We start from the raw sequence: 20,580 nt of genomic DNA on the forward strand, positions 1-20,580 counted from the left end.
GCGCCCGCCGGTGACCGGCGGGCGCCCTCGTCGTTTCCGTTCCGCGCTGTGCGGCCGGGCCGTCGATCAGGCGATCAGGCCCGGGATCGTCGCCTCGTGCGCCGTCCGCAGCTCGCTCAGCGCGATGCTGAACTGGCCCTGGACGTCGATCGCGTCCCCGTCGACCACACCGATGCGGGTGGCCGGCAGACCGCGCGCCCCGCACATGTCGGTGAAGCGCAGCTCCTCGCTCCGCGGCACCGAGACGACGGCGCGGCCCGCGGACTCGGAGAAGAGGAAGACGAACGGGTCGACGCCCTCCGGGACGACCAGCCGGGCGCCCTTGCCGCCGCGCAGGCACGACTCCACCAGCGCCTGGATCAGACCGCCGTCGGAGAGGTCGTGCGCCGCGTCGGCCATGCCGTCGCGGGAGGCCGAGATCAAGATCTCCGCCAGCAGCCGCTCGCGCTCCAGGTCGACCTTGGGCGGCAGACCGCCGAGATGGTCGTGGACCACCTGCGACCAGGCCGAACCGCCCAGCTCCTCGGCGGTGTCGCCCAAGAGGTAGATCAGCTGCCCCTCCTCGGCGAACGCCACCGGCGTCCGGCGGTTCACGTCGTCGATGACGCCGAGCACCGCGACCACCGGCGTCGGGTGGATCGCCACCTCGCCGGTCTGGTTGTACAGCGAGACGTTGCCGCCGGTCACCGGGGTGCCCAGGGTCTGGCAGGCATCGGCGAGACCGCGGGTGGCCTCGGCGAACTGCCACATCACCGCCGGGTCCTCGGGCGAGCCGAAGTTCAGGCAGTCGGAGACGGCCAGCGGCTTGGCGCCCGTCGCGGCGACGTTGCGGTACGCCTCGGCCAGCGCCAGCTGCGCGCCCGCGTACGGGTCGAGCTTGGCGTAGCGGCCGTTGCCGTCCGTCGCGAGGGCGACACCCAGGTTGGTCTCCGCGTCGATGCGGATCATGCCGGAGTCCTCCGGCTGCGCGAGGACGGTGTTGCCCTGCACGAACCGGTCGTACTGATCGGTGATCCACGCCTTCGACGCCTGGTTCGGCGACGCCACGACCTGGAGGATCTGCGCGCGCAGCTCCTCCGGGGTGGCGGGCCGGGCCAGCTTGCCCGCGTCGTCGGCCTGGAGGGCGTCCTGCCAGTCGGGGCGGGCGTACGGCCGGTGGTAGGTCGGGCCCTCGTGGGCGACCGAGCGCGGCGGGACGTCCACGATCTGCTCGCCGTGCCAGAAGATCTCCAGCCGGGTGCCGTCCGTCACCTCACCGATCACGGTGGCGATGACGTCCCACTTCTCGCAGATCTCCAGGAAGCGGCCGACCTTGTCCGGCTCGACGATCGCGCACATGCGCTCCTGCGACTCGCTCATGAGGATTTCCTCGGGCGAGAGGGAGGAGTCACGCAGCGGGACGGTGTCCAGCTCGACGCGCATACCGCCGGAACCGGCCGACGCCAGCTCGCTGGTGGCACAGGACAGACCGGCGCCGCCGAGGTCCTGGATACCGGCGACCAGCTGCTCCTTGAAGACCTCCAGGGTGCACTCGATGAGCAGCTTCTCCTGGAAGGGGTCACCGACCTGGACTGCCGGGCGCTTCGTGGGCTTCGTGTCGTCGAAGGTCTCGGAGGCGAGCACGGAGACGCCGCCGATGCCGTCGCCGCCGGTGCGGGCACCGTAGAGGATGACCTTGTTACCGGCGCCCGACGCCTTCGCCAGGTGGATGTCCTCGTGCTTCATCACGCCGATGCAACCGGCGTTGACCAGCGGATTGCCCTGGTAGCAGGCGTCGAAGACGACCTCGCCGCCGATGTTGGGCAGGCCCAGGCAGTTGCCGTAGCCGCCGATGCCCGCGACGACGCCCGGCAGGACGCGCTTGGTGTCGGGGTGGTCGGCGGCGCCGAACCGCAGCGGGTCGACGACCGCGACCGGACGGGCGCCCATGGCGAGGATGTCGCGGACGATGCCGCCGATGCCGGTGGCCGCGCCCTGGTACGGCTCGATGTAGCTGGGGTGGTTGTGCGACTCCACCTTGAACGTGACGGCGTAGCCCTGGCCGACGTCGACGACACCGGCGTTCTCACCGATGCCGACGAGCATCGCGTCGTTCTCGGGGACCTTCTCACCGAACTGCTTCAGATGGACCTTGCTGCTCTTGTAGGAGCAGTGCTCGGACCACATGACGGAGTACATGGCGAGCTCGGCGCCGGTCGGGCGGCGGTCCAGGATCTCGCGGATGCGCGCGTACTCGTCCTGCTTCAGCCCCAGTTCGGCCCAGGGCTGCTCGGCCTCAGGGGTCTCCGCGGCGTGCTTGACCGTGTCCAGCGTCATGCGTTGACCAACTTCTTCAGGATCGAGGTGAAGAACCCGAGGCCGTCGGTGCGGCCCGTGCCGATCAGCGGTTCCACGGCGTGCTCGGGGTGCGGCATGAGGCCGACGACGTTGCCCGCCTCGTTGGTGATTCCGGCAATGTCGCGGAGCGAGCCGTTGGGGTTGCCGTATCCGTCGGCGGCTTCGCCGTCGGTCAGGTAGCGGAAGGCGACGCGGCCCTCGGCCTCCAGCATGTCGAGCGTGCGCGCATCGGCGACGTAGCGGCCGTCGATGTTCTTCAGCGGGATGGAGATCTCCTGGCCCGCGGTGTAGTCGGTGGTCCAGGCGGTGTCCGCGTTCTCCACCCGCAGCTTCTGCTCACGGCAGACGAAGTGCAGGCTCTCGTTGCGCAGCATCGCGCCGGGCAGCAGATGCGTCTCGGTGAGCACCTGGAAGCCGTTGCAGATACCGAGGACGGGCATGCCGTCCTTCGCCTGCGCGATGACGGACTCCATCACCGGCGAGAACCGGGAGATCGCCCCGGCCCGCAGGTAGTCGCCGTACGAGAAACCGCCGGGCAGCACCACGGCGTCGACCTGCTTGAGGTCCTTGTCCCGGTGCCACAGCGGCACCGCCTCGGCCCCGGCGACCCGGACGGCGCGCTGGGTGTCACGGTCGTCGAGCGTCCCGGGGAACGTCACGACGCCGATGCGTGCAGTCATGATCCGGCCTCGACACGGACGGTGAAGTCCTCGATGACGGTGTTGGCGAGGAAGGTCTCGGCCATCTCGCGGATGCGGGCGAGGGCGGCGTCGTCGGCCGGACCCTCCACCTCAAGTTCGAAACGCTTGCCCTGACGGACGTCGGCGATGCCCTCGAATCCCAGGCGTGGCAGTGCGCGCTGCACCGCCTGCCCCTGCGGGTCGAGGATCTCCGGCTTGAGCATGACGTCGACTACGACGCGTGCCACTGGCACTCCCGGTGGTGTGGTGCGTAAGGCGGTTCCCTCACACTACCGTGTGCGAGATTCTACGCGCATAGATAAGTGATCGTCCCCTCACGGTGCGGTATCGGCCGGGCGTACACACCGGGGAAAATCCTCGAAAAGATCCACCGTCCGGATTGCGACATGACACGCTGAAGAAATTAACTGGGCTTCACAATGCATTGCCCACCGCTGTACAAATGAAAAAGCATTGATCCCTATCAACAGGATCCGAAGCAACACCCCACGTCAACACGGGGTTGCTGCACGAAAGGACCGATATCCGTGGCGCAGCGCGTAGTGGTAACGCTCTCCGACGACATCGACGGAGGAGAAGCCGCAGAGACGGTCGCCTTCGGATTGGACGGGAAGTCGTACGAGATCGACCTCAATCCCGCCAATGCGAAGAAACTGCGCGACACCCTGGAGCCGTTCGTCGAGGCGGGCCGCAAGCGGGCCAGGTCCGGCAAGGCGTACCACCGCACGTCGGTGACGCCCGACCCGGCGGCGGTCCGGGCCTGGGCCCGCTCGCACCAGATGGAGGTGCCGCCGCGCGGCCGCATCCCGAAGAAGGTCTACGAGGCGTTCAGCGCGGCCAACCACTGAAGCCGCGCGCGGGCCCGGGGCCCGCGCGGAGCCGACTTGCACGGCACCCCCATTGATCAGCTAGAGTCTGGAGCGCGCCGAGGGGCGAGGCCGAAGGGCCGGGCCCCGAGGAGTCACGCGGGTGTAGCTCAGTAGTAGAGCGCCCTCTTTCCAAGAGGGAGGCGCAGTGTGCAATCCCTGTCACCCGCTCTGACAGTTCTCGGTCTTTGGACTCAAGCAGTCTTTTCGATCAGGTAGAGTAGCTGTCGCGCCGCTCGGTGAAAGCCGGGTGGATGCCTGCGGACGTAGCTCAGTTGGTAGAGCGCAACCTTGCCAAGGTTGAGGTCGCGAGTTCGAGCCTCGTCGTCCGCTCAGCGAAAGGCCCCGGCCGGTGGAAACACCGGCCGGGGCCTTTGTCATGGGTCGCCGCCTCCGTCGAGATGTGGCGGCGGACACAGAAAAACGGCGGGCCGTGCGACACGGATCCCGGGGTGGTTCGCCGGGGCACATTCATTGGCTATAGTGGTCCCCGCACCGCGCGGCGGGGCCGGAAACGGTCGCCGGATTCGCACGGAGCATGCGGACGTAGCTCAGTTGGTAGAGCGCAACCTTGCCAAGGTTGAGGTCGCGAGTTCGAGCCTCGTCGTCCGCTCAGCGAAAGGCCCCGGCCGGTGGAAACACCGGCCGGGGCTTTTGTCGTGCGTCAGGACCAGGTGAGGCCGGTCAGTCGCTCGTACGCCTCGATGTACTTGGCGCGGGTGGCGTCGACGACGTCCTGCGGGAGGCCGGGGGGCGCGAGTTCGCCGTTGCGGTCCCAGCCGGACGCCGGGGACGTCAGATGGTCGCGGACGAACTGCTTGTCGAAGGAGGGCTGGGCCTGGCCCGGCCGCCACAGGTCGGCCGGCCAGAAGCGCGACGAGTCGGGCGTCAGGACCTCGTCGGCCAGGACCATTTCGCCGTCCTTGAAGCCGAACTCGAACTTGGTGTCGGCGAGGAGGATGCCGCGGCCACGGGCGATGTCGCGGGCGCGGGCGTAGATGTCGAGGGTGGCGCGGCGCAGCCGGGCGGCGGTCTCCGGGCCGACCTGGCGGGCGACCTCCTCGTACGAGACGTTCTCGTCGTGGTCGCCGACGGCCGCCTTGGTGGCCGGGGTGAAGATCGGGGCGGGCAGTTCGGAGCCGTCGACGAGGCCCTCGGGGAGCGCCAGACCGCAGACGGTGCGGGACTGCCGGTACTCGGCGAGGCCGGAGCCGGTGAGGTAGCCGCGGGCGACGCACTCGACGGGGGCCATCTCCAGCGAGGTGCAGACGAGGGTGCGGCCCTCCCAGTCGGCGGGGGCGCCGGGCGGCAGCTCCGTGGAGAGGACGTGGTTCGGGGCGAGGTCGGCGAGCTGGTCGAACCACCACAGGGAGAGCTGGGTGAGGACGCGGCCCTTGTCCGGGATCTCGGTGGGCAACACCCAGTCGTACACAGAGATGCGGTCACTGGCGACCATGATCAGTTCGCCGTCGGCGTTCTGGTAGAGGTCACGCACCTTGCCGGTGTGAAGGTGGGTGAGGCCGGGCACCTGCAAGGGCTCGGGCTTTTCTACAAAACCGGACACGCTGCCTCCGCGTAGGTTGGTCCAGGAGTCCTGACGATTCTCCCGTACGCGGAGGAAGGGCGCCGTGCCGGGGCCGCCCGGTCAGGTGCGGGCGGCGTTCCGGACGAGGATGGCGAGCGTCAGCAGGGCGAGCACCGCGCCGCCGGTCAGGACGGCCGACGGCGACCAGGCGCCGGTGAGCAGGGTGACCGCGTACGGTGCGCAGAAGCCCAGGTAGCACAGGGCCCAGAAGCGGGCGGTGCGGCGGGCCAGCCGGTGGGGCGGGGTGAGGGCGGCGACCTCGGTGAGGCCGTACGCGACGCTGAGGCCGTAGCCGCCGCCGAGGAGGACCGCGGCGAGCAGGCCCAGCGCGGGGTCGATGCGGGCCACCGCGAGGGCGCCGACGAGCAGACCGGCGGCGATGGCGGCCAGGCCGCAGAACGCGGTGGCCATGCGGTGCCGGGCGGCGAGGCGGCGGGCGAGCGGGGCGACGAGGATGCCGGTGCCGGGGGTGACGGCGGTGGCGAGGCCCGCGTAGACGGTGCGCCAGCCGTCGAGGCCGGCGTCGACCAGCCCCGGGAGGGTCGCGAAGGCGATGGTCGGGGCGGCGAAGACCCAGGGGGCCATGGGGGCGACGAGGCGGCGGAAGGCCGTGGTGGACGGGGCGGGGCCGGGCTCGGCGGGCGGCGGTACGGCGGGGCCTGACGGGCGGTGGGCGGTGACGGTCTCCGGGGTGCGGGCCGCGCCGAGGGCGGCGGCCGCGGCGAGGACGAGGTGCGGGACGTAGGCGAGCACCATCGGGTGCGGCGCCCACTCGGCGATGCAGGCGGCGGCCAGGCCGCCGGAGGCGAAACCGGCGGAGAGGAAGAGACCGGAGCGGCGGGCGGCGGCGCCCGGGGTGGGGGCGGTGCCGTACGGGGCGGCGGACAGCTCCTTGATCCAGACGCTGCCCGCGGTGAGCAGCGTGCCGGCGCCGAGCCCGGTGAGGAAGCGGCCGGGCCACAGCAGCCAGGCGGCGGACGGACCGGCCATCAACAGGCAGGTTGCCAGAACGGACAGGGCGAGCGCGGCGAAGGTGACCGGGCGGCGCCCGCGGCGGTCGGCGGCCGGTCCGGCGAGCAGCAGGCCGGGGATCAGGCCGAGGACGTAGACCGCGAAGAGGCCGGTGGTGGTGGCGTTGGTCAGGCCCAGGTCGGTGCGGTAGGCGCCGAGGAGGGCGGAGAACTGGTTGGCGCTCCAGCCGGACGCGGTCATCAGCCAGCCCGCGCGCAGCCAGTGGCGGGGCCCGGCGGCCGGGGGTGCCGGGGCGGCGGGCGCGTCGGTCCGGAGGGAAGGCGTCGTCATACCGGCCGTTCTACGGGAGGCCCCGGGGCGGGCGCCGCAGGCGTTCAGGAATCGTGAATGCGTACGAGCCACCGGGGGTGGTCGGCCGTATCGTTGCGCCATGGATCTGCGGCGGCTGTCTTCTTTTCTGGCGGTGGTCGAGGAGGGCCACTTCGGCCGGGCGGCGGCCCGGCTGTTCCTGTCACCGGCCGCGGTGACCGGGCACGTCCAGCAGCTGGAGCGGGAGTTCGGGGCCCGGCTGCTGGAGCGCGGCCGGGGCACGGTGGTGCCGACGGCGGCGGGGCGGCGGCTGGTGTCGCACGCCCGGACGCTGCTGGCGGCGGTGAACGCGGCGGTCGAGGACGTCACCGAGGCGGCCCTCGACAACGGTCCGGCCGCGCGGGCGCTGCGCGTCGGCGTGATGGGCCACGGCTCGGCGGAGGTGACGCCCGCCGCGGTCAACGCCTTCCGGCGGGCGCGGCCCGAGGTGCCGCTGCGGCTGGTCCAGCTGAACTTCACGGAGCACTGCAGCGCGCTGCGCGAGGACCGGGTGGACGTCGCGTTCGTCCGCCCGGCGATCGAGGCCGAGGGCATCGACGTGGACGTGCTGACGACGGAGCGGCGGATCGTGGCGGTACCGGCGGGTTCGGTGTTCGCGGACGCGCGGCGGGAGGGGCTGCGCGTCGCCGACGTCCTGGATCTGCCGTATCTGCGACTGCCGCGCCACACCCCGCGGCCGTTCACGGACTACCTGTACTTCGACGCGGGCGAGCGGCGCGCGCCGGACTGCGCGCTGACCCCTCAGGACGTGCTGACCAGCGTGGCCGCCGGGCGCGGGGCGGGCTCCGGGCTGGCGTCGTTCGCGCGGTACTACCCGTGGCCCGGGGCGGTGTACGTACCGGTGCTGGACGCGGCGCCCGCGCACAGCGTGCTGGCGACGCGGACCGGGGACCCCCATCCCGACGTGCGGATCTTCCGGGCGCTGACGGTGGCGCTGGCGCGGGAGATGGCGCCGTTCCTGGAGCGGGGGCCGGGGGTGGGGTGAGAGCCCTGGCCGAGGGGCTTCCGGGAGGGGCGGGCGCTGCGCGGGCGGGGGCTCGCCGGGGAGGCAGCGCGGAGTGGGCTCGCCGGGGCCGGTGGCGCGGGCCTCGGCCCGGTCCCGTTCACCGGCCGCATTCGCCGGTCCCGTGACGTCGGTCCCGTCGGTCCCGTGACGGCCGTCGGTCCCGTTGCGGATTCAGTCCCGCTTGCAGATGCGGTCCAGGAGGTTGGCCGTGGCGCGTTGGACGCGGGGGTCGACGTGGCCGGGGCGATCCAGCGCCGGTGACCAGGCGAAGGTGCCGGAGGCGAAGACCAGGGCGCCGCTGGGGGCGCGGTAGAGCGAGGTCTCCTGGTGGCGGCGGTGGCCTTCGGCGTCGCGGTACGGGGAGTGGGCGAGCAGCACGCGGTCGGTGTGCTCGGGGAGGCTGGTGCGCGGGAAGTAGCGGTCGGCCTCGCCCGCGACCAGGCCGGGCAGCGCGTCGCCCTCGCCCGCGCCGGTGGCCTCCCACAGCCAGTGGGCGCCGTTGCGGACGACGAGGGGCGCGGGCTCCGGCACCCGGCCCGCGTACTGAACGCCCATCAGCCGCTGTTCCGGGTCACCGGCCTCGCGCCAGAGGGCGGGGCGGCCCGGGCCCTGGCGTTTGCGGCAGCTGAGCAGCGCGCCGGGGCCGGAGGGCGACGGGGAGAGGTCGACCTTCCAGTACATGGTGTTGGCGGAGAGGAAGACCAGCGAGGTGCCGTGGTCACGGGCGCGCTCGACGGTGCGCCGCATCGGCGCCGTCCAGTACTCGTCGTGGCCGGGGAAGATCAGGCCGCGGTAGCGGGACGGGTCGACGCGTCCGGCGTGCAGATCGCGGGCGTCGGCGTAGGCGAGGTCGTAGCCGTATCGCTCGGCCCAGCGGATGAAGTCGTAGGCGTGGCCGACGTGGAGGGGCAGTCCGGCACCGGCGTAGGGGCGGTCGAAGGAGACGGTGGTGGCGGCCTGCCCCTCGCCGAGGAGCGCGCCGTCCTCGTCCCAGGCGTGGTAGAGGCTGGCGCCGGTGCGGCCGTCCTCCGGGTAGAGGTTGTACGCCTGCCAGGTGATGTCGGGCAGGAGAAGCAGCAGGTCGGCGGGGTGGTCGTCGCGGACGGTGAAGGGGATGTGGCTGCGGTAGCCGTCCTCGGTGGTCAGGACGGCGACGTACGCGCCGAGATTCCAGTACGTGGGGACCTGGAGGCGCCAGGAGAGCCACCAGTGGTGGCAGGAGACGGTGCGCTCGGCGGCGAGCGGGGCGGGCTGGACGATGCCGGAGAGCCGCGGGCTGGTGGTGATCTTGAAGGCGCCGGCGCCGCCGTAGTGGCCGATGCGGTAGATGTCGATGCTGAACGGCTGCGGTGGGTCGACGGAGACCCGGAAGTCGATGGCCTCACCCGGGGCGACCGCGCCGGTGGTGGCGAACCCCTTGATCTGCCGGTGGACGTCGTCGGCGGTGCGCGGGCCGTTGTGCTTACGGGGCGGCGGGACCCGCGGGTCGCCGTGGACGGTGGCCTGCTCGACGTACCAGGGCACGAGGTGGCCGGAGTCGAAGTAGGTCTCGCTGCCGCGCAGCCAGGGCAGTGGGCCCTGGCCGAACGGGTCCGTCACCGCGTGGGCGAGGGCGCCCGATTCCCAGCGCCTGATCTGATCCGTCCCCACCATCAGCTCCCCTCCCGCGTCCCCCGTGGGCCGGCCTGGTTCCGTACACCGCCGGCCGGGCACCTGCGGCGGGCCGGCGTCACGGGCCGCCCGCACAGGGCCGCTACGGCGTGCGGGACCGGCGCCGCGGAGTTCCTCCGAACCGACGCGGCCACTCCCAGCACATCACATTAAGCACTCGGTTCGTCACCCTTCGTCGCGAATTCAACGGACTTGACGAGAGAAACAACCCGACAGGTATACGGAACGGGGCCTCAGGGGGGTGGAGAGGAAAGGGCGTTCGGGTACGAGGGCGCGCCCGGGGGCCGTGACCTGGGGGTCGTGGCCTGGGGCCGTGGCCCGGGGGCAGTCCCGGGGGCCCGTGGCCCGGGGGCCGTGGCCCGGAAGCCGTGGCCCGGGTGGCGGGCGGGGTGCCCGAGTTGGCCGGCCGTCACCGGGGCGGAGGGCGCCGTGCCGCGTACCGCGAGGGGCCGGACGGCCCCGACGTGCGTCCGGAGGGCGCCGCGCGTACGGCCGGAAGGCGCCGCGCGTACGGCCGGAAGGCGCCGCGCGTGCGGGTCCGGGGCGTCAGACGGGAGGGGCAGGGCTCACGGCAGGCGAACCGGTTTTTCCGGGCGGGCGCCTATGGTCGCGAGCCAGGCGCGGAGGGGGGCGGCGTCGCCGTCCTCGACGAGGCTGCGGACGGGGGTACCGAGGTCGGTGCGGCGGGCGCCGTCGATCAGCAGGGCGGGGCCGTCCAGCCAGTCGAGGCCGGGGGCGGCGCCCGCGGTGTCCACCGCGGCGCAGCAGACCATTGCCGTGACATGGTCGGCGAGCAGGTCGCGGCCGGTGCGGGGCGGCTGGAGCGGGAAGAGCGGCAGGCCCCCGTCGGCGAGGCCGTCCGCGCCGTGCAGGTCCGGCAGGTCCGGGAAGTCCTGGAGCTCGGGCAGCTCCGTACGGTCCGTCGGCTCCGGGAGGCCGGGCGCGTCCGTACGACCCGTCGCTCCCGGGGAGCCGGGGCGGTCAGCCGTCTCCGGGAAGCCGGGCTGGTCCGTCGCCCCGAGGAGGCCGGGCCGGCCCGTCGCCGCCGGAAAGCCGGGCACATCCGTCGCGTCCGGGAAACCAGGTACGTCCGTCGTCTCCGGGAAGCCGAGCCCGTCCGCCGGATCCGGCAAACCGGCCGTGTCCGGCTCCGGGCGATCCGAGCCCCCGGCAGCGGCATGCCCACCGGCGGCGGGGCGGGCCTCGCGGGCCATTTCCGCGTCCAGGCGGGCGGCGACGAGGTCACCGGCCGCGGTGTCGCCGGAGAGGTGGTCGATCACCCGCTCCAGCGTCGGGCCCAGGGACGGGGCGGCGGGCGGCGGGGCGGTGGCGACGGCGGACGGGCGGCGGGCCGGGCCGTCGACGGCCGTGCTGCCGGTCTCGGTGGCCGCGGCGGGGCCCGCCACCGGGGTGGCCAGGGGCGCGGGGCCGGGCTCCGCGGGCAGGGCGGTGGTGTCCGGGCCCGTACGGGTCGCGGGCGCTTCCGGGGTGCGGGCCGGGCGGCGGTCGCCGGGGCCGGGCGGGGGCGCGGCGGGCAGGTCGTCCAGGACGCGGTGCAGACGGGCGGCCTCCAGGCGCCAGGTGCGGTCCACGACCTCGTCCGGATACTCGCCCCAGCCGACGGGCGACCAGCCCGGTCCGGCCGCCGCCGGGCCGCCGTGGAAGAGCCGCGCGGCCAGCAGGGACGCGGCGCCGTCGATGGCGCCGGGCTCCTCCAGGAGATCGCAGGCGGGCCGCTCGCCGAGCCGGGCGGTGAAGCCGTCGGCCAGACGGTCGCGGCGGGACAGCTCGGTGAGCGCGGAGACCACGCCGGAGTCCAGGTGCGCGGGCCAGCGGCCCAGCCGCCACGCGGGCAGCGCGACGCGGGTCAGCAGCCGGTCCCAGCCCGCGTACGCCAGACCGACCTGCTCCTGGGCGACGGTCCGAAGGCGGTGGTCGACGTCCTGGGCGCGCTCGGACGCGGCGGCCGCCACGGCCCGCTCCATGAGCGTGGCGTGATCGCGGCAGGCGTGCAGCATCCGGCGCGACGCCAGGCCGACGAAGCGGAGCGCTGGGGCCCGCACGCCCCGGGCACGGTCGGCGACGGCGACCGCGGCGTCCAGCCCGCGGATGAACCGGCGGGCCGCGGCTATGTCCGGGTCCGCCGCGGGGCCCGTGCCGGCGACGACGGGGGCAAGGAGGGCGCGGAGCTCGCCGACGCGCATCCACCACAGGAACGGGGAGCCGATGACCAGCACCGGGGCCGTCGCCCTCCGGTCGGCGCGGCGGGCGGCCCGGGGCGGGCCGTGCGTGCGGTGCGTACGGTCCTCCAGCCAGCTGTCGCAGTCCGGGGTGAGGGCCAGCGCGGACGGCGCCGGGACGCCGAGGCGGTCGGCCAGCTCTCGGACGAGGCGGTAGAGGTCGGGTGCGGCACCCTCGGGCACCGGGACGGAGGGGCTGAGCGCCGGCCTGGCCCCGGCGACGACCGCGCCGACCAGCGCGGCAAGCGCCAGCGTCAGCACCGCGACGCCGCTCACGAGCAGCCGGGCCAGGCCCCAGCCGGAGCCCGCGGCGGCGTCCGGCGCGCCGAGGCGGCCGGTGGCGCCGCCGACGAGCAGCACCACGGCGACGGCGGCGGGGAGCAGCGCCACGGCGAGCGCCGCACCGCGGATCCGCAGCACGGCCAGGGCACGGGAGCGCGCCGCGAGGACGCCTGTTTCCGGACCAGCCATGGGCCTGCACACCCCCTGCTGTCCTCGTGGAGACGGACGGAGACATCGGAGAGATCACGCGTATCGAGCCGAACATCGGGAGCGCCCGGCGGCTCCGGCCCGCACGGGCACCGTGCCCGAGCCATCGCGCGCTCCCCACCACTGTGGCACCGGCCACTGACATCGCAATGCCGGTGAGCCACTTGCCGGACGTCACCGTGGTCGCCGTACCGGAGAGCAGCACGGCGCGCACAGAACGCTTGCGCGGCACCCTAGTTGGGGGCCCGGCTCCCGTCAGCAGGTCGCCGGATCGGTCACTCGATGGTATGGCTTTGGGCAGAGCCGGGAACTGTCTCCCGCACGGCCCCGGGACCCGGAGACCGGCGACGCCCCGGCGCCGCTTCGGCCCGCGCCCGTCCCCGCACCAGCGCACGCCAGGCGCGCCCCGCGCCCGCTCCCCCGCCGCCGTATCCGCCCCATACCCGGACACCGACGGCCGTGGCCGACGGGCGCGGAAGGGCCGAACGGGCCGAACGGCCCCCCGAACATGCCAGCGACCCCGGCGCCGCCGCCGTAACAGGCGGGGCACCGGGGCCGACCGGCGATGCCGGGTGCGACGAGAGGGAGCGGCGTTACGCCTGCGCCCCCGCGTTCGCCGCCTCCGCCGCCTCCGCCGCGTCCTCCGCGGCCTTCCGGGCGATGTCCGTGCGGTGCTGGGCGCCGTCCAGGGAGATCCGGCCCACGGCACGGTAAGCACGGTCGCGGGCGACAGTGAGGTCGGCGCCGGTCGCGGTCACCGACAGGACCCGGCCACCCGCGCTGAGGACCGCGCCGGACGCGTCCTGCTCGGTCCCGGCGTGCAGCACGTACGCCTTGGGGCCGTCCTGCTCGGCGACGGCGGCGAGGCCCTCGATGGGGTCGCCGGTGCGCGGGGTGCCCGGGTAGTTGTGCGAGGCGATGACGACGGTGACCGCGGCGCCGTCGCTCCAGCGCAGCGGCGGGACGGCGGCCAGCGTGCCGGTCGCGGCGGCGTGCAGCAGCCCGGCCAGCGGCGTCTTCAGGCGGGCCAGGACCACCTGGGTCTCCGGGTCGCCGAAGCGGGCGTTGAACTCGATGACCCGCACGCCGCGCGAGGTGATCGCCAGACCTGCGTAGAGCAGGCCGGAGAAGGGCGTGCCGCGGCGGCGCAGTTCGTCGACGGTGGGCTGCAGGACCGTGGCCAGGACCTCGTCGACGAGCTGCGGGTCGGCCCAGGGCAGCGGGCTGTAGGCGCCCATGCCACCGGTGTTGGGACCGGCGTCGCCGTCGAGGGCGCGCTTGAAGTCCTGGGCGGGCTGGAGCGGCAGCACCGTCTCGCCGTCGGTGACCGCGAAGAGCGACACCTCGGGGCCGTCGAGGAACTCCTCGATGACGGTCTGCCCGCCGCCCTCGCCGCCGCGCTCCACGCAGGCCAGGGCGTGCGCGCGGGCCGTCGCGACGTCCTCGGTGACGACGACGCCCTTGCCCGCGGCCAGCCCGTCGTCCTTGACGACGTACGGGGCGCCGAAGGCGTCCAGCGCCGCGTCGATCTCCTCCGCAGTGGTGCAGACGTAGCTGCGGGCGGTCGGGACGCCCGCGGCGGCCATCACGTCCTTGGCGAACGCCTTGGAGCCCTCCAGCCGGGCGGCCTGCGCCGAGGGGCCGAAGACCGGGATGCCGCGCGCGCGGACCGCGTCGGCGACGCCCGCCACCAGGGGCGCCTCGGGGCCGACGACGACGAGCCCGGCCCCCAGGTCGGCGGCGAGCGCGGCGACGGCGGCGCCGTCGAGGGCGTCGACGGAGCGGAGTTCGGCCACCTCGGCGATACCGGCGTTGCCGGGAGCGCAGTACAGCGCGGTGACGTCGGGGTCGAGGGACAGAGAGCGGCACAGGGCGTGTTCGCGGGCGCCGCCGCCGATGACGAGGACCTTCACAGGTGGCAGCCTAGCCGCCCGGGGTTCCGGCCCGGCCCGGCGCCCCTAGGGGGGGGGTGCCTTTTCGACCGCCGCAGACCCACGAAGATCGGGAAGACACCCCCTACGGGCACGGTCCCCGGCAACTCCGCGCCCACGGGTGCGGCACCTCTTTCGGGTGAGAGGCCGGGTTGGCCTATACCCGATGGGAGGCCACTTCCGGTCGGGAATCCCGTGATCGTGGGGGCAAGCCCCACCGTTCGGCGGTAGGAAGAGGTGTTCGCACATCCGCTTTTCCTACGCACCGGGCGCACCGTACGTAGCCGCAACGAGGGAGTCCACGGTTGAGTCAGCCGGAGATGCAGCCGGAGGGACCGCCCGGGGACGGCGGACGGGGCCGGGAGCCGCGGCGCGCCTGGGAGCGGGCCGCCGCCCTGCTCGGGGTCGGCTCCCAGGGGCGCGGGCCCGGCGACCTGACCGGCCGGGCCTTCCCGCACGGCGACTGGGGCGAGCCCGCCGACCGGCTGGACACGCTCTACGCGTGGACGGAGGAGAGCGCGCTGCGCGCCGCCGACTGGTATCTGCACGACCGGCGCGGCAAGCGGCGCGCGGCGCGGGCGCTGCGCGCCGGTGCCGCCACCGGGGTCTCGGTGGGCGCCGCGCTGCCGCTGGTCGATCTGGCGGGCGCATGGCACGGCGGGGCGCCCTGGGGGTATCTGACGCTGCTGATAGCCGCCGTCTGCGTGGGCTGCGACCGGTACCTCGGGGTGACAGCGGGCTGGATGCGGGACGTCGCGACGGCGCAGGCGATTCAGCGGCGGCTGGAGGCGCTCCAGTTCGACTGGGCGTCGGAGAGCGTGCGCGAGGTGCTGGGCCCGGCGGAGGGCACGGCGAGCGAGGCGGCGGAGCGGTGTCTGGGGGTGTTGCGCCGGTTCCACGAGGACATCGGGGAGCTGGTGCGGTCCGAGACCGGTGACTGGATGATGCAGTTCCGGGCCGGTCCGGTGCCGCGGACGGACCGGCCGGTGCTGCCGTGGTCCGGGCCGCGGGCGGAGGCCCCGGGGCAGCCGGGCGGCGGGCGGTTCACGCTGCCGCCGGGCGCCCGGCCGAACATGCCGCGGCAGCGTCCGCCGGAGCCGCCGCGCTGACGGCCCCGGTGCGTGCCCGTCCGTCGCCGGGCGGGGCACGCACCGGGGCCGGTGTGTCCGGGGTGGTTGCGCGTCAGCTGAAGACGATCATGGAGCCCTGGCCGAGGCTCCGGGTCGCGGCCGCGTGCAGGCCGAGCCAGACGTGGCGTTCGCGGGCGAACGGGCCGTCGTCGGACGGCGGGCTCACCGACGGCTCCTCCAGGCCGGTGGGTCCGGACGGCGGCGCGGGCGGGGCGGGCGGGTTGGCCGGGTCGATGCCGAGGGCCGGGGCGACCAGTTCGAGATCGCGCAGCAGCCCGTGGGAGGAGCCCAACGGGCCGCCGCCGTCGAGAAGTTCCTCGTCGGACAGCGGGTGCGGGAAGTCGACCGGAACGTACGCCCCGGCGTGGTCGTAGTGCCAGACGAGGTGCGACTGCTGGGCCGCCTGCTCGAACATCTCCAGCAACTGCTCGTAGTCGCCGCCCAGTTCGTCGACCGGGGTCACCTCCAGGCCGCACAGGTGCAGCAGGTAGGCGCGGCGCAGGAAGTGCAGCGCGTCGTAGTCGAAACCGGCGACCGGCGCCACGTCGCCGGAGAGCCCCGGCATGTAGCTGAAGACGGGGACCGGTGGCAGTCCGGCGTCCGTCAGGGCCTTGTCGTAGGTGGCGATCTCTTCGGAGAACGGGTTGTCGGGGCTGTGGCACAGCACATCGACGAGGGGTACCAGCCACAGGTCACATGCCACGAGTGAGTGCTCGCTTCCGGTCGGGGCCACTGGCATGGGCGCGCGTGTTGCGGAGAGGACGGACGAAGGGGAGGGAGCTTACGGGGTCGGGTGCGGGTGGGCGGTCCGCGGTGGCGGAGGCTTCGGCCGACGGTCGGGACAGCGTAGTGCTACCCGGGCGTTCCCACGAGGGTGAGGGCGTGCGCGTTGTACTCCGCGATCAGCCGTTGTGCCTCGGCCGGATCGTGCCGGGCGATGGCGTCGGCTAGGGCACGGTGGCCCTGCCAGAGGAGGCCGCGCAGCTCCTGCCGGTCGCGCAGCAGCGGGACGGCGAACATCCAGGTCTGCACCCGGAGGCGGTCCAGGAACTCCCTGATGTACGCGTTGCCGACCAGGCCGCCCAGCTCCCGCCAGAAGCGCAGGTCGTAGCCGATGAGCACGTCCAGGTCACCGGCGCGCGCGGCACGTTCGGCCTCCTCGGCGCGGCGGCGCAGGGAGAGCAGGTCCTCGGCGGGCGGGCGCGGCAGATGGGCGCCGGGGCCGCGGAAGATGCCCTCGACGACGAGGGTGCGGGCCTCGACCATTGCGCGGTAGTCGTCGGCGGTGAAGGCGCGCACCTTGAAGCCGCGGTGTTCCTCGATGTCGAGCAGCCCTTGGGCGCAGAGGTCGAGCAGCGCCTCGCGGACCGGGGTGGCGGAGACGCCGTACTGTTCGGCGATCTCCTTCACCGTGAAGCGGTGGCCGCACGGCAGCCGCCCGGCCAGCACCTCGTCGCGCAGCGCGTCGGCGATCTGCCGGCGCAGGGTGTTGCGCCGTACGACTCCGCCGGGCCAGTCAGCGGCCATGGTGTCCGTCCGTCCCCTTCGACAACTGGGCCGTCCGCGAAGTCGCGTCGCTGACGGGGCGTCACGGACGGGGGCCGCACGACAGGCGGGCGGCCCCGCCCACGATAGGCGAGGGCCGCCCTGACCTGCCCGGGGGCCGGGGTGGGACGCTCCCGGTGCCGGTCCGGGGTGCGCGTCGCACGGGGCGCGTACGGTCCGGGCGCGCGCCTCCCGACGCGGGGTGTGCGCCGGGAGGCGGCGGAGCGTACGCGGGCCGCTACCGGCGGAGGTCCCGTCAGACCGTGTGCGCGTCCGCCGTATCGAGGGCGGTGTCGAGGAGGGCCAGGCCCTTCTCGGCCTCGGCGGCGGTGATGGTGCAGGCCGGAACGACGTGGGTGCGGTTCATGTTGACGAACGGCCACAGGCCGCCCCGCTTGCAGGCGGCGGCGAACTCCGCCATCGGGGCGTTCTCGGCGCCCGACGCGTTGTACGGCACCAGCGGCTCGCGGGTCTCCTTGTCGCGGACCAGGTCGAGGGCCCAGAAGGCGCCCAGGCCGCGGACCTCGCCGACGGACGGGTGGCGTTCGGCCATGGCGCGCAGCGCGGGGCCGATGACCGTCTCGCCGATCTCCGCGGCGTTCTCCACGATCCGCTCCTCGGCCATCGCATGGATGGTGGCCACGGCGGAGGCGCAGGCCAGCGGGTGGCCGGAGTAGGTGAGGCCGCCCGGGTAGGGGCGGGTCTCGAAGGTCGCGGCGATCTCGGCGCTGATCGCGACGCCGCCGAGCGGGACGTAACCGGAGTTGACGCCCTTGGCGAAGGTCAGCAGGTCGGGGGTGACGCCGAAGTGGTCGGCGGCGAACCAGTGGCCGGTACGGCCGAACCCGGCCATCACCTCGTCGAGGACGAAGACGATGCCGTGGCGGTCGCAGATCTCGCGGACACCGGCGAGGTAGCCGGGCGGCGGGACCATGATGCCCGCGGTGCCGGGGATGGTCTCCAGGACGATCGCGGCGATCGACTGCGGGCCCTCGAAGGCGATGGTCTGTTCCAGGTGGGCGAGGGCGCGCTCGCACTCCTGAGCCTCGTTCTCGGCGTGGAACGGCGAGCGGTAGAGGAACGGGCCCCAGAAGTGGACGACACCGGCCGATGCGGTGTCCGAGGGCCAGCGGCGCGGGTCGCCGGTGAGGTTGATCGCGGCGGCGGTGGCACCGTGGTACGAGCGGTAGGCGGAGAGGACCTTGGGGCGGCCGGTGTGCAGCCGCGCCATGCGGACCGCGTTCTCCACGGCCTCCGCGCCACCGTTGGTGAAGAAGATCTTGTCGAGGTCGCCGGGGGTGCGCTCGGCGATCAGCCGGGCGGCCTCGGACCGGACGTCGACGGCGAAGCCCGGGGCGATCGTGCAGAGCTTCGCGGCCTGCTCCTGGACCGCCGCGACGACCTTCGGGTGCTGGTGGCCGATGTTGGTGTTGACCAGCTGCGAGGAGAAGTCGAGGTAGCGGTTGCCGTCGTAGTCCCAGAAGTACGAGCCTTCGGCGCCGGCGACGGGCAGCGGGTCGATCAGGCCCTGTGCGGACCAGGAGTGGAAGACGTGCGCGCGGTCGGCGGCCTTCACGGCCGCGCCGGTGGCGGCGGAGGGGGCGGGGGGCGTCGTGGTCACGGTCAGTACCTCGGATCGGTCGCTCGGGTCCGCCGGGGACAGACGTGGCGAACCTCTTCACCCTAGGGATCACCGGCCATCCGCCGGTACCGACAGTCTGTACGGCAGGCGCGGTGGGCGCGGACAGTGTGTCGACGTGGGGGCGGCCGGGGCGGCGGGTGAGCCGGGGGCGCGCGCCGGCGCCGGGGGGTGCGGATGTCGGGCGCGCGCCGGCGCCGGGGGCCCGGCGCCCCGGAGGGCACCGGCGTACGGCTCGCGGTGGTCCGCACCCCGGACGGCGACGGCGGGCGGCTCGTCGTCGAGGACGACGGCCCCGGCTTCCCCGGGGGCCATGTCCCCGAACGCGGCCGCAGCGGCGGCGGCTCCACCGGGCTCGGCCTGGACATCGTCCGCCGCGCCGCCCAGGAGGCGGGCGGCGCGGTCGAGTTCACCCGCGCCCCCGGCGGCGGCGCCCGGGTGACGGCGGTGTTCGGCGGGGAGGGGGCGCGTACCGGGCCCGGTGCCCGTACGGGATCCCCTACGGGTACGGAACCCGGCGGCACCGGGGAACGCGGGGTGCGCCACCCGGGGCGGGCCGACTGAACCGGCCGGGCGACCGTCCCGGGTCAACGGGCCCGGCAGTCCCCGGGCACCGCCCCGTCCGTCCCCTCACCCCCGGGCCGGAAACGCCGTCCCCGCCGTGCGCTGCCAGTGGTGGGCGGCCAGGTCCGGGCGGAGGGCCGAGAGGGCGCCGCAGTACTTGGTGAACGGGGCGGCGCGGAGGCCGTAGCCGTGCAGCAGGCGGTCGGCCTCCGACAGCGGGGCGGTGGTCTTCGTCTCGACGAGGACCAGCCCGCCGTCGGCGCGGACGCTGCGGCCGGTGCGGGCGTCCTTGCCGACCAGGGCCGCGTCGCAGGTGATGCGCTGTCCGTCGGCGACGAAGGTGGCGCGCTGGTAGTCGGTGGTCAGGGAGGGGTCCAGATCGGCGGGGGCGTCGATGCCGTAGGCGCGGTCGAGGACGTCGGCGAGGAAGTCGCGCTGGCCGGTGCCGAGCGCCGCGTCGTCCGGCAGCAGCGGGCGGCGGTGCGTGACGGTCCGGCCGCCGGTGCCGTTGAGCTTGACCTCGAACTGCCGCTCACCGGTGTCCTGGTAGAGCCGCTCGCGGATCTTGAAGCGGCGCCCGCGGTCCTGCTGGTGGTCGTGGAAGGAGCGCAGGTCAGGGGTGTCGTAGTAGACGGAGCGGTAACGGAACCAGCGGCGGCCGTTGATGCACAGCGAGGCGAACGGACCGCCGGGGCGGCGCCGGTCGGTCAGCTCGGCGGCGAACTCGGCGAAGACGTCGACCGGCACCAGGTAGCGGTTGTCGTACCGGGCGAGGAGTTCGGCGCGCGCCTGGACGTCGGCGAGCGGAACGGGGCGGGCGCCCATGGCGGCGCGGGCGATGGCGCGTACGGCGGGGATCACGCGGGTCTCCTTGGCGTTCGTGCGGCGGCGGCCTGCGGCGGGGCGGAACCGGAAGGCGGATACCGGGTCGGGGAGGACGGGGGATGCGGTGCCGTTCCGGGGCGGACGGTCCGCCGGGCGGGGCCCTTCCGGTGCCTCACCCGGACCGGCCCGCCCTGGAGAAGGCGCCGCGCAGGAGGCCGCATACCCGCTTTCCGGCACCGGGCACCCGACCGACCGTCCGGATATCGGGACGGCGCCGGGACGGTCCCGTCCCGTACGGGGCCGGGTCGGGAACGGCCACGACCGCGTGGACCGGGGCCGGGGCCGGTTCGGCCCGCGCGGACCGGTGCCGGTGCCGGTCGCATCGGCCGATGTCCCTGGCGCTCCATCCCGTCCCCCTCTCCGTTGGTGCGGTCCGTCCGTGCGGGCTGTCCGTACGGCACTGCGGCGGACCCCGTCGGCCGCTCTCCGGTACCCCCCGCACGCTAGGGACCCGCGGGTTGAGCGCACCCCCTCCCCGGGTTGAGCGCACCCCCCTACCGGGCGTCGCGGACCGGAGGGGCGCACTCCGCCGGGTGCGCCCCTCCGGGCACCGCCGGGTGGTCGATATCCTCGGGGCGGCTCCGGGGGTGGCTTCGGGGGAAAGGGCGGCGATCGTGGAACTGCACCCAGGACGCGCGGGACGGCCGGTA

At 74.2% G+C, this 20,580-nt stretch carries 16 protein-coding genes and 3 tRNA genes; 7 read left to right on the plus strand and 12 right to left on the minus strand.

Annotation, left to right across the window (positions count from 1 at the left end; all coding sequences use genetic code 11):
- Positions 1 to 66 precede the first annotated feature (66 nt).
- Genes purL through purS form a run of 3 tightly spaced genes read right to left on the minus strand, consistent with a single transcriptional unit; the run spans position 67 to position 3,265 of the window.
- On the minus strand, positions 67 to 2,316 hold the full coding sequence (purL, locus tag OG422_RS14015) for a phosphoribosylformylglycinamidine synthase subunit PurL (RefSeq protein ID WP_143942052.1): 2,250 nt from the start codon (positions 2,314 to 2,316) through the stop codon (positions 67 to 69).
- Positions 2,313 to 3,017, minus strand: coding sequence for a phosphoribosylformylglycinamidine synthase subunit PurQ (purQ, locus tag OG422_RS14020; protein WP_143942053.1), 705 nt, complete (start codon positions 3,015 to 3,017; stop codon positions 2,313 to 2,315). The genes purL and purQ overlap by 4 nt, the downstream gene beginning before the upstream one ends.
- Positions 3,014 to 3,265, minus strand: coding sequence for a phosphoribosylformylglycinamidine synthase subunit PurS (gene purS / locus OG422_RS14025; protein WP_030284318.1), 252 nt, complete (start codon positions 3,263 to 3,265; stop codon positions 3,014 to 3,016). Before purS ends, purQ begins: the two co-directional genes overlap by 4 nt.
- 300 nt (positions 3,266 to 3,565) lie before the next feature.
- On the opposite strand from purS, the gene OG422_RS14030 reads away from it, so the two are divergent.
- The 4 genes from OG422_RS14030 to OG422_RS14045 all read left to right on the plus strand — a co-directional run bounded on the left by OG422_RS14030 (position 3,566) and on the right by OG422_RS14045 (position 4,517).
- Positions 3,566 to 3,886, plus strand: a complete 321-nt coding sequence (locus OG422_RS14030; protein ID WP_143942054.1) for an Lsr2 family protein — start codon at positions 3,566 to 3,568, stop codon at positions 3,884 to 3,886.
- 117 nt (positions 3,887 to 4,003) lie between these two features.
- A tRNA-Gly gene (locus tag OG422_RS14035) sits at positions 4,004 to 4,075 on the plus strand.
- Positions 4,076 to 4,164: 89 nt separating this feature from the next.
- Positions 4,165 to 4,237 (plus strand) — tRNA-Gly (locus OG422_RS14040).
- A gap of 207 nt (positions 4,238 to 4,444) precedes the next feature.
- A tRNA-Gly gene (locus tag OG422_RS14045) sits at positions 4,445 to 4,517 on the plus strand.
- Between the two features lie 51 nt (positions 4,518 to 4,568).
- Here OG422_RS14045 and OG422_RS14050 read toward each other — a convergent pair.
- Both OG422_RS14050 and OG422_RS14055 read right to left on the minus strand, forming a co-directional pair.
- On the minus strand, positions 4,569 to 5,468 hold the full coding sequence (locus OG422_RS14050; RefSeq protein WP_405743090.1) for a phosphoribosylaminoimidazolesuccinocarboxamide synthase: 900 nt from the start codon (positions 5,466 to 5,468) through the stop codon (positions 4,569 to 4,571).
- An 81-nt stretch (positions 5,469 to 5,549) separates the two neighbouring features.
- Positions 5,550 to 6,791, minus strand: coding sequence for an MFS transporter (locus OG422_RS14055; RefSeq protein ID WP_405743092.1), 1,242 nt, complete (start codon positions 6,789 to 6,791; stop codon positions 5,550 to 5,552).
- Between the two features lie 100 nt (positions 6,792 to 6,891).
- Between OG422_RS14055 and OG422_RS14060 the strand changes: the two genes are divergently transcribed.
- Positions 6,892 to 7,815, plus strand: coding sequence for a LysR family transcriptional regulator (locus OG422_RS14060; RefSeq protein ID WP_405743094.1), 924 nt, complete (start codon positions 6,892 to 6,894; stop codon positions 7,813 to 7,815).
- Positions 7,816 to 8,007: 192 nt separating this feature from the next.
- On the opposite strand, the gene OG422_RS14065 is transcribed toward OG422_RS14060, so the two are convergent.
- The 3 genes from OG422_RS14065 to purD all read right to left on the minus strand — a co-directional run bounded on the left by OG422_RS14065 (position 8,008) and on the right by purD (position 14,149).
- A complete protein-coding gene (locus OG422_RS14065; RefSeq protein ID WP_143944718.1) occupies positions 8,008 to 9,486 on the minus strand; it encodes a N,N-dimethylformamidase beta subunit family domain-containing protein in 1,479 nt (492 codons plus the stop codon).
- A 587-nt stretch (positions 9,487 to 10,073) separates the two neighbouring features.
- Positions 10,074 to 12,218 carry a hypothetical protein gene (locus tag OG422_RS14070; RefSeq protein WP_405743096.1) on the minus strand — a complete coding sequence of 715 codons (2,145 nt, stop codon included), beginning with the start codon at positions 12,216 to 12,218 and terminating at the stop codon, positions 10,074 to 10,076.
- 611 nt (positions 12,219 to 12,829) lie between these two features.
- A complete protein-coding gene (purD, locus tag OG422_RS14075) occupies positions 12,830 to 14,149 on the minus strand; it encodes a phosphoribosylamine--glycine ligase (protein ID WP_405743098.1) in 1,320 nt (439 codons plus the stop codon).
- 323 nt (positions 14,150 to 14,472) lie between these two features.
- Between purD and OG422_RS14080 the strand changes: the two genes are divergently transcribed.
- Positions 14,473 to 15,276, plus strand: coding sequence for an SLATT domain-containing protein (locus OG422_RS14080; RefSeq protein ID WP_405743100.1), 804 nt, complete (start codon positions 14,473 to 14,475; stop codon positions 15,274 to 15,276).
- Between the two features lie 73 nt (positions 15,277 to 15,349).
- Here OG422_RS14080 and OG422_RS14085 read toward each other — a convergent pair whose 3' ends face one another.
- From OG422_RS14085 to OG422_RS14095, 3 genes are all read right to left on the minus strand, one after another.
- The gene (locus OG422_RS14085; RefSeq protein ID WP_405743102.1) at positions 15,350 to 16,000 is read right to left on the minus strand and encodes a hypothetical protein; all 651 of its coding nucleotides are present in this window, start codon (positions 15,998 to 16,000) and stop codon (positions 15,350 to 15,352) included.
- Positions 16,001 to 16,149: 149 nt separating this feature from the next.
- Entirely contained in the window at positions 16,150 to 16,824 is a 675-nt protein-coding gene (locus OG422_RS14090; RefSeq protein WP_405743104.1) for a GntR family transcriptional regulator, read from the minus strand.
- Between the two features lie 274 nt (positions 16,825 to 17,098).
- Positions 17,099 to 18,463: an aspartate aminotransferase family protein gene (locus OG422_RS14095; RefSeq protein ID WP_405743106.1), complete on the minus strand. Its 1,365-nt coding sequence runs from the start codon at positions 18,461 to 18,463 to the stop codon at positions 17,099 to 17,101.
- Positions 18,464 to 18,658: 195 nt separating this feature from the next.
- On the opposite strand from OG422_RS14095, the gene OG422_RS14100 reads away from it, so the two are divergent.
- The gene (locus OG422_RS14100) at positions 18,659 to 19,045 is read left to right on the plus strand and encodes an ATP-binding protein (RefSeq protein ID WP_405743108.1); all 387 of its coding nucleotides are present in this window, start codon (positions 18,659 to 18,661) and stop codon (positions 19,043 to 19,045) included.
- Positions 19,046 to 19,111: 66 nt separating this feature from the next.
- Here OG422_RS14100 and OG422_RS14105 read toward each other — a convergent pair whose 3' ends face one another.
- Positions 19,112 to 19,906: a polyphosphate polymerase domain-containing protein gene (locus OG422_RS14105; protein ID WP_405743110.1), complete on the minus strand. Its 795-nt coding sequence runs from the start codon at positions 19,904 to 19,906 to the stop codon at positions 19,112 to 19,114.
- Between the last annotated feature and the right edge of the window lie 674 nt (positions 19,907 to 20,580).

The organism is Streptomyces sp. NBC_01525 (genome assembly GCF_045040405.1).
GTDB classification, from domain to species: Bacteria; Actinomycetota; Actinomycetes; order Streptomycetales; family Streptomycetaceae; genus Streptomyces; species Streptomyces benahoarensis.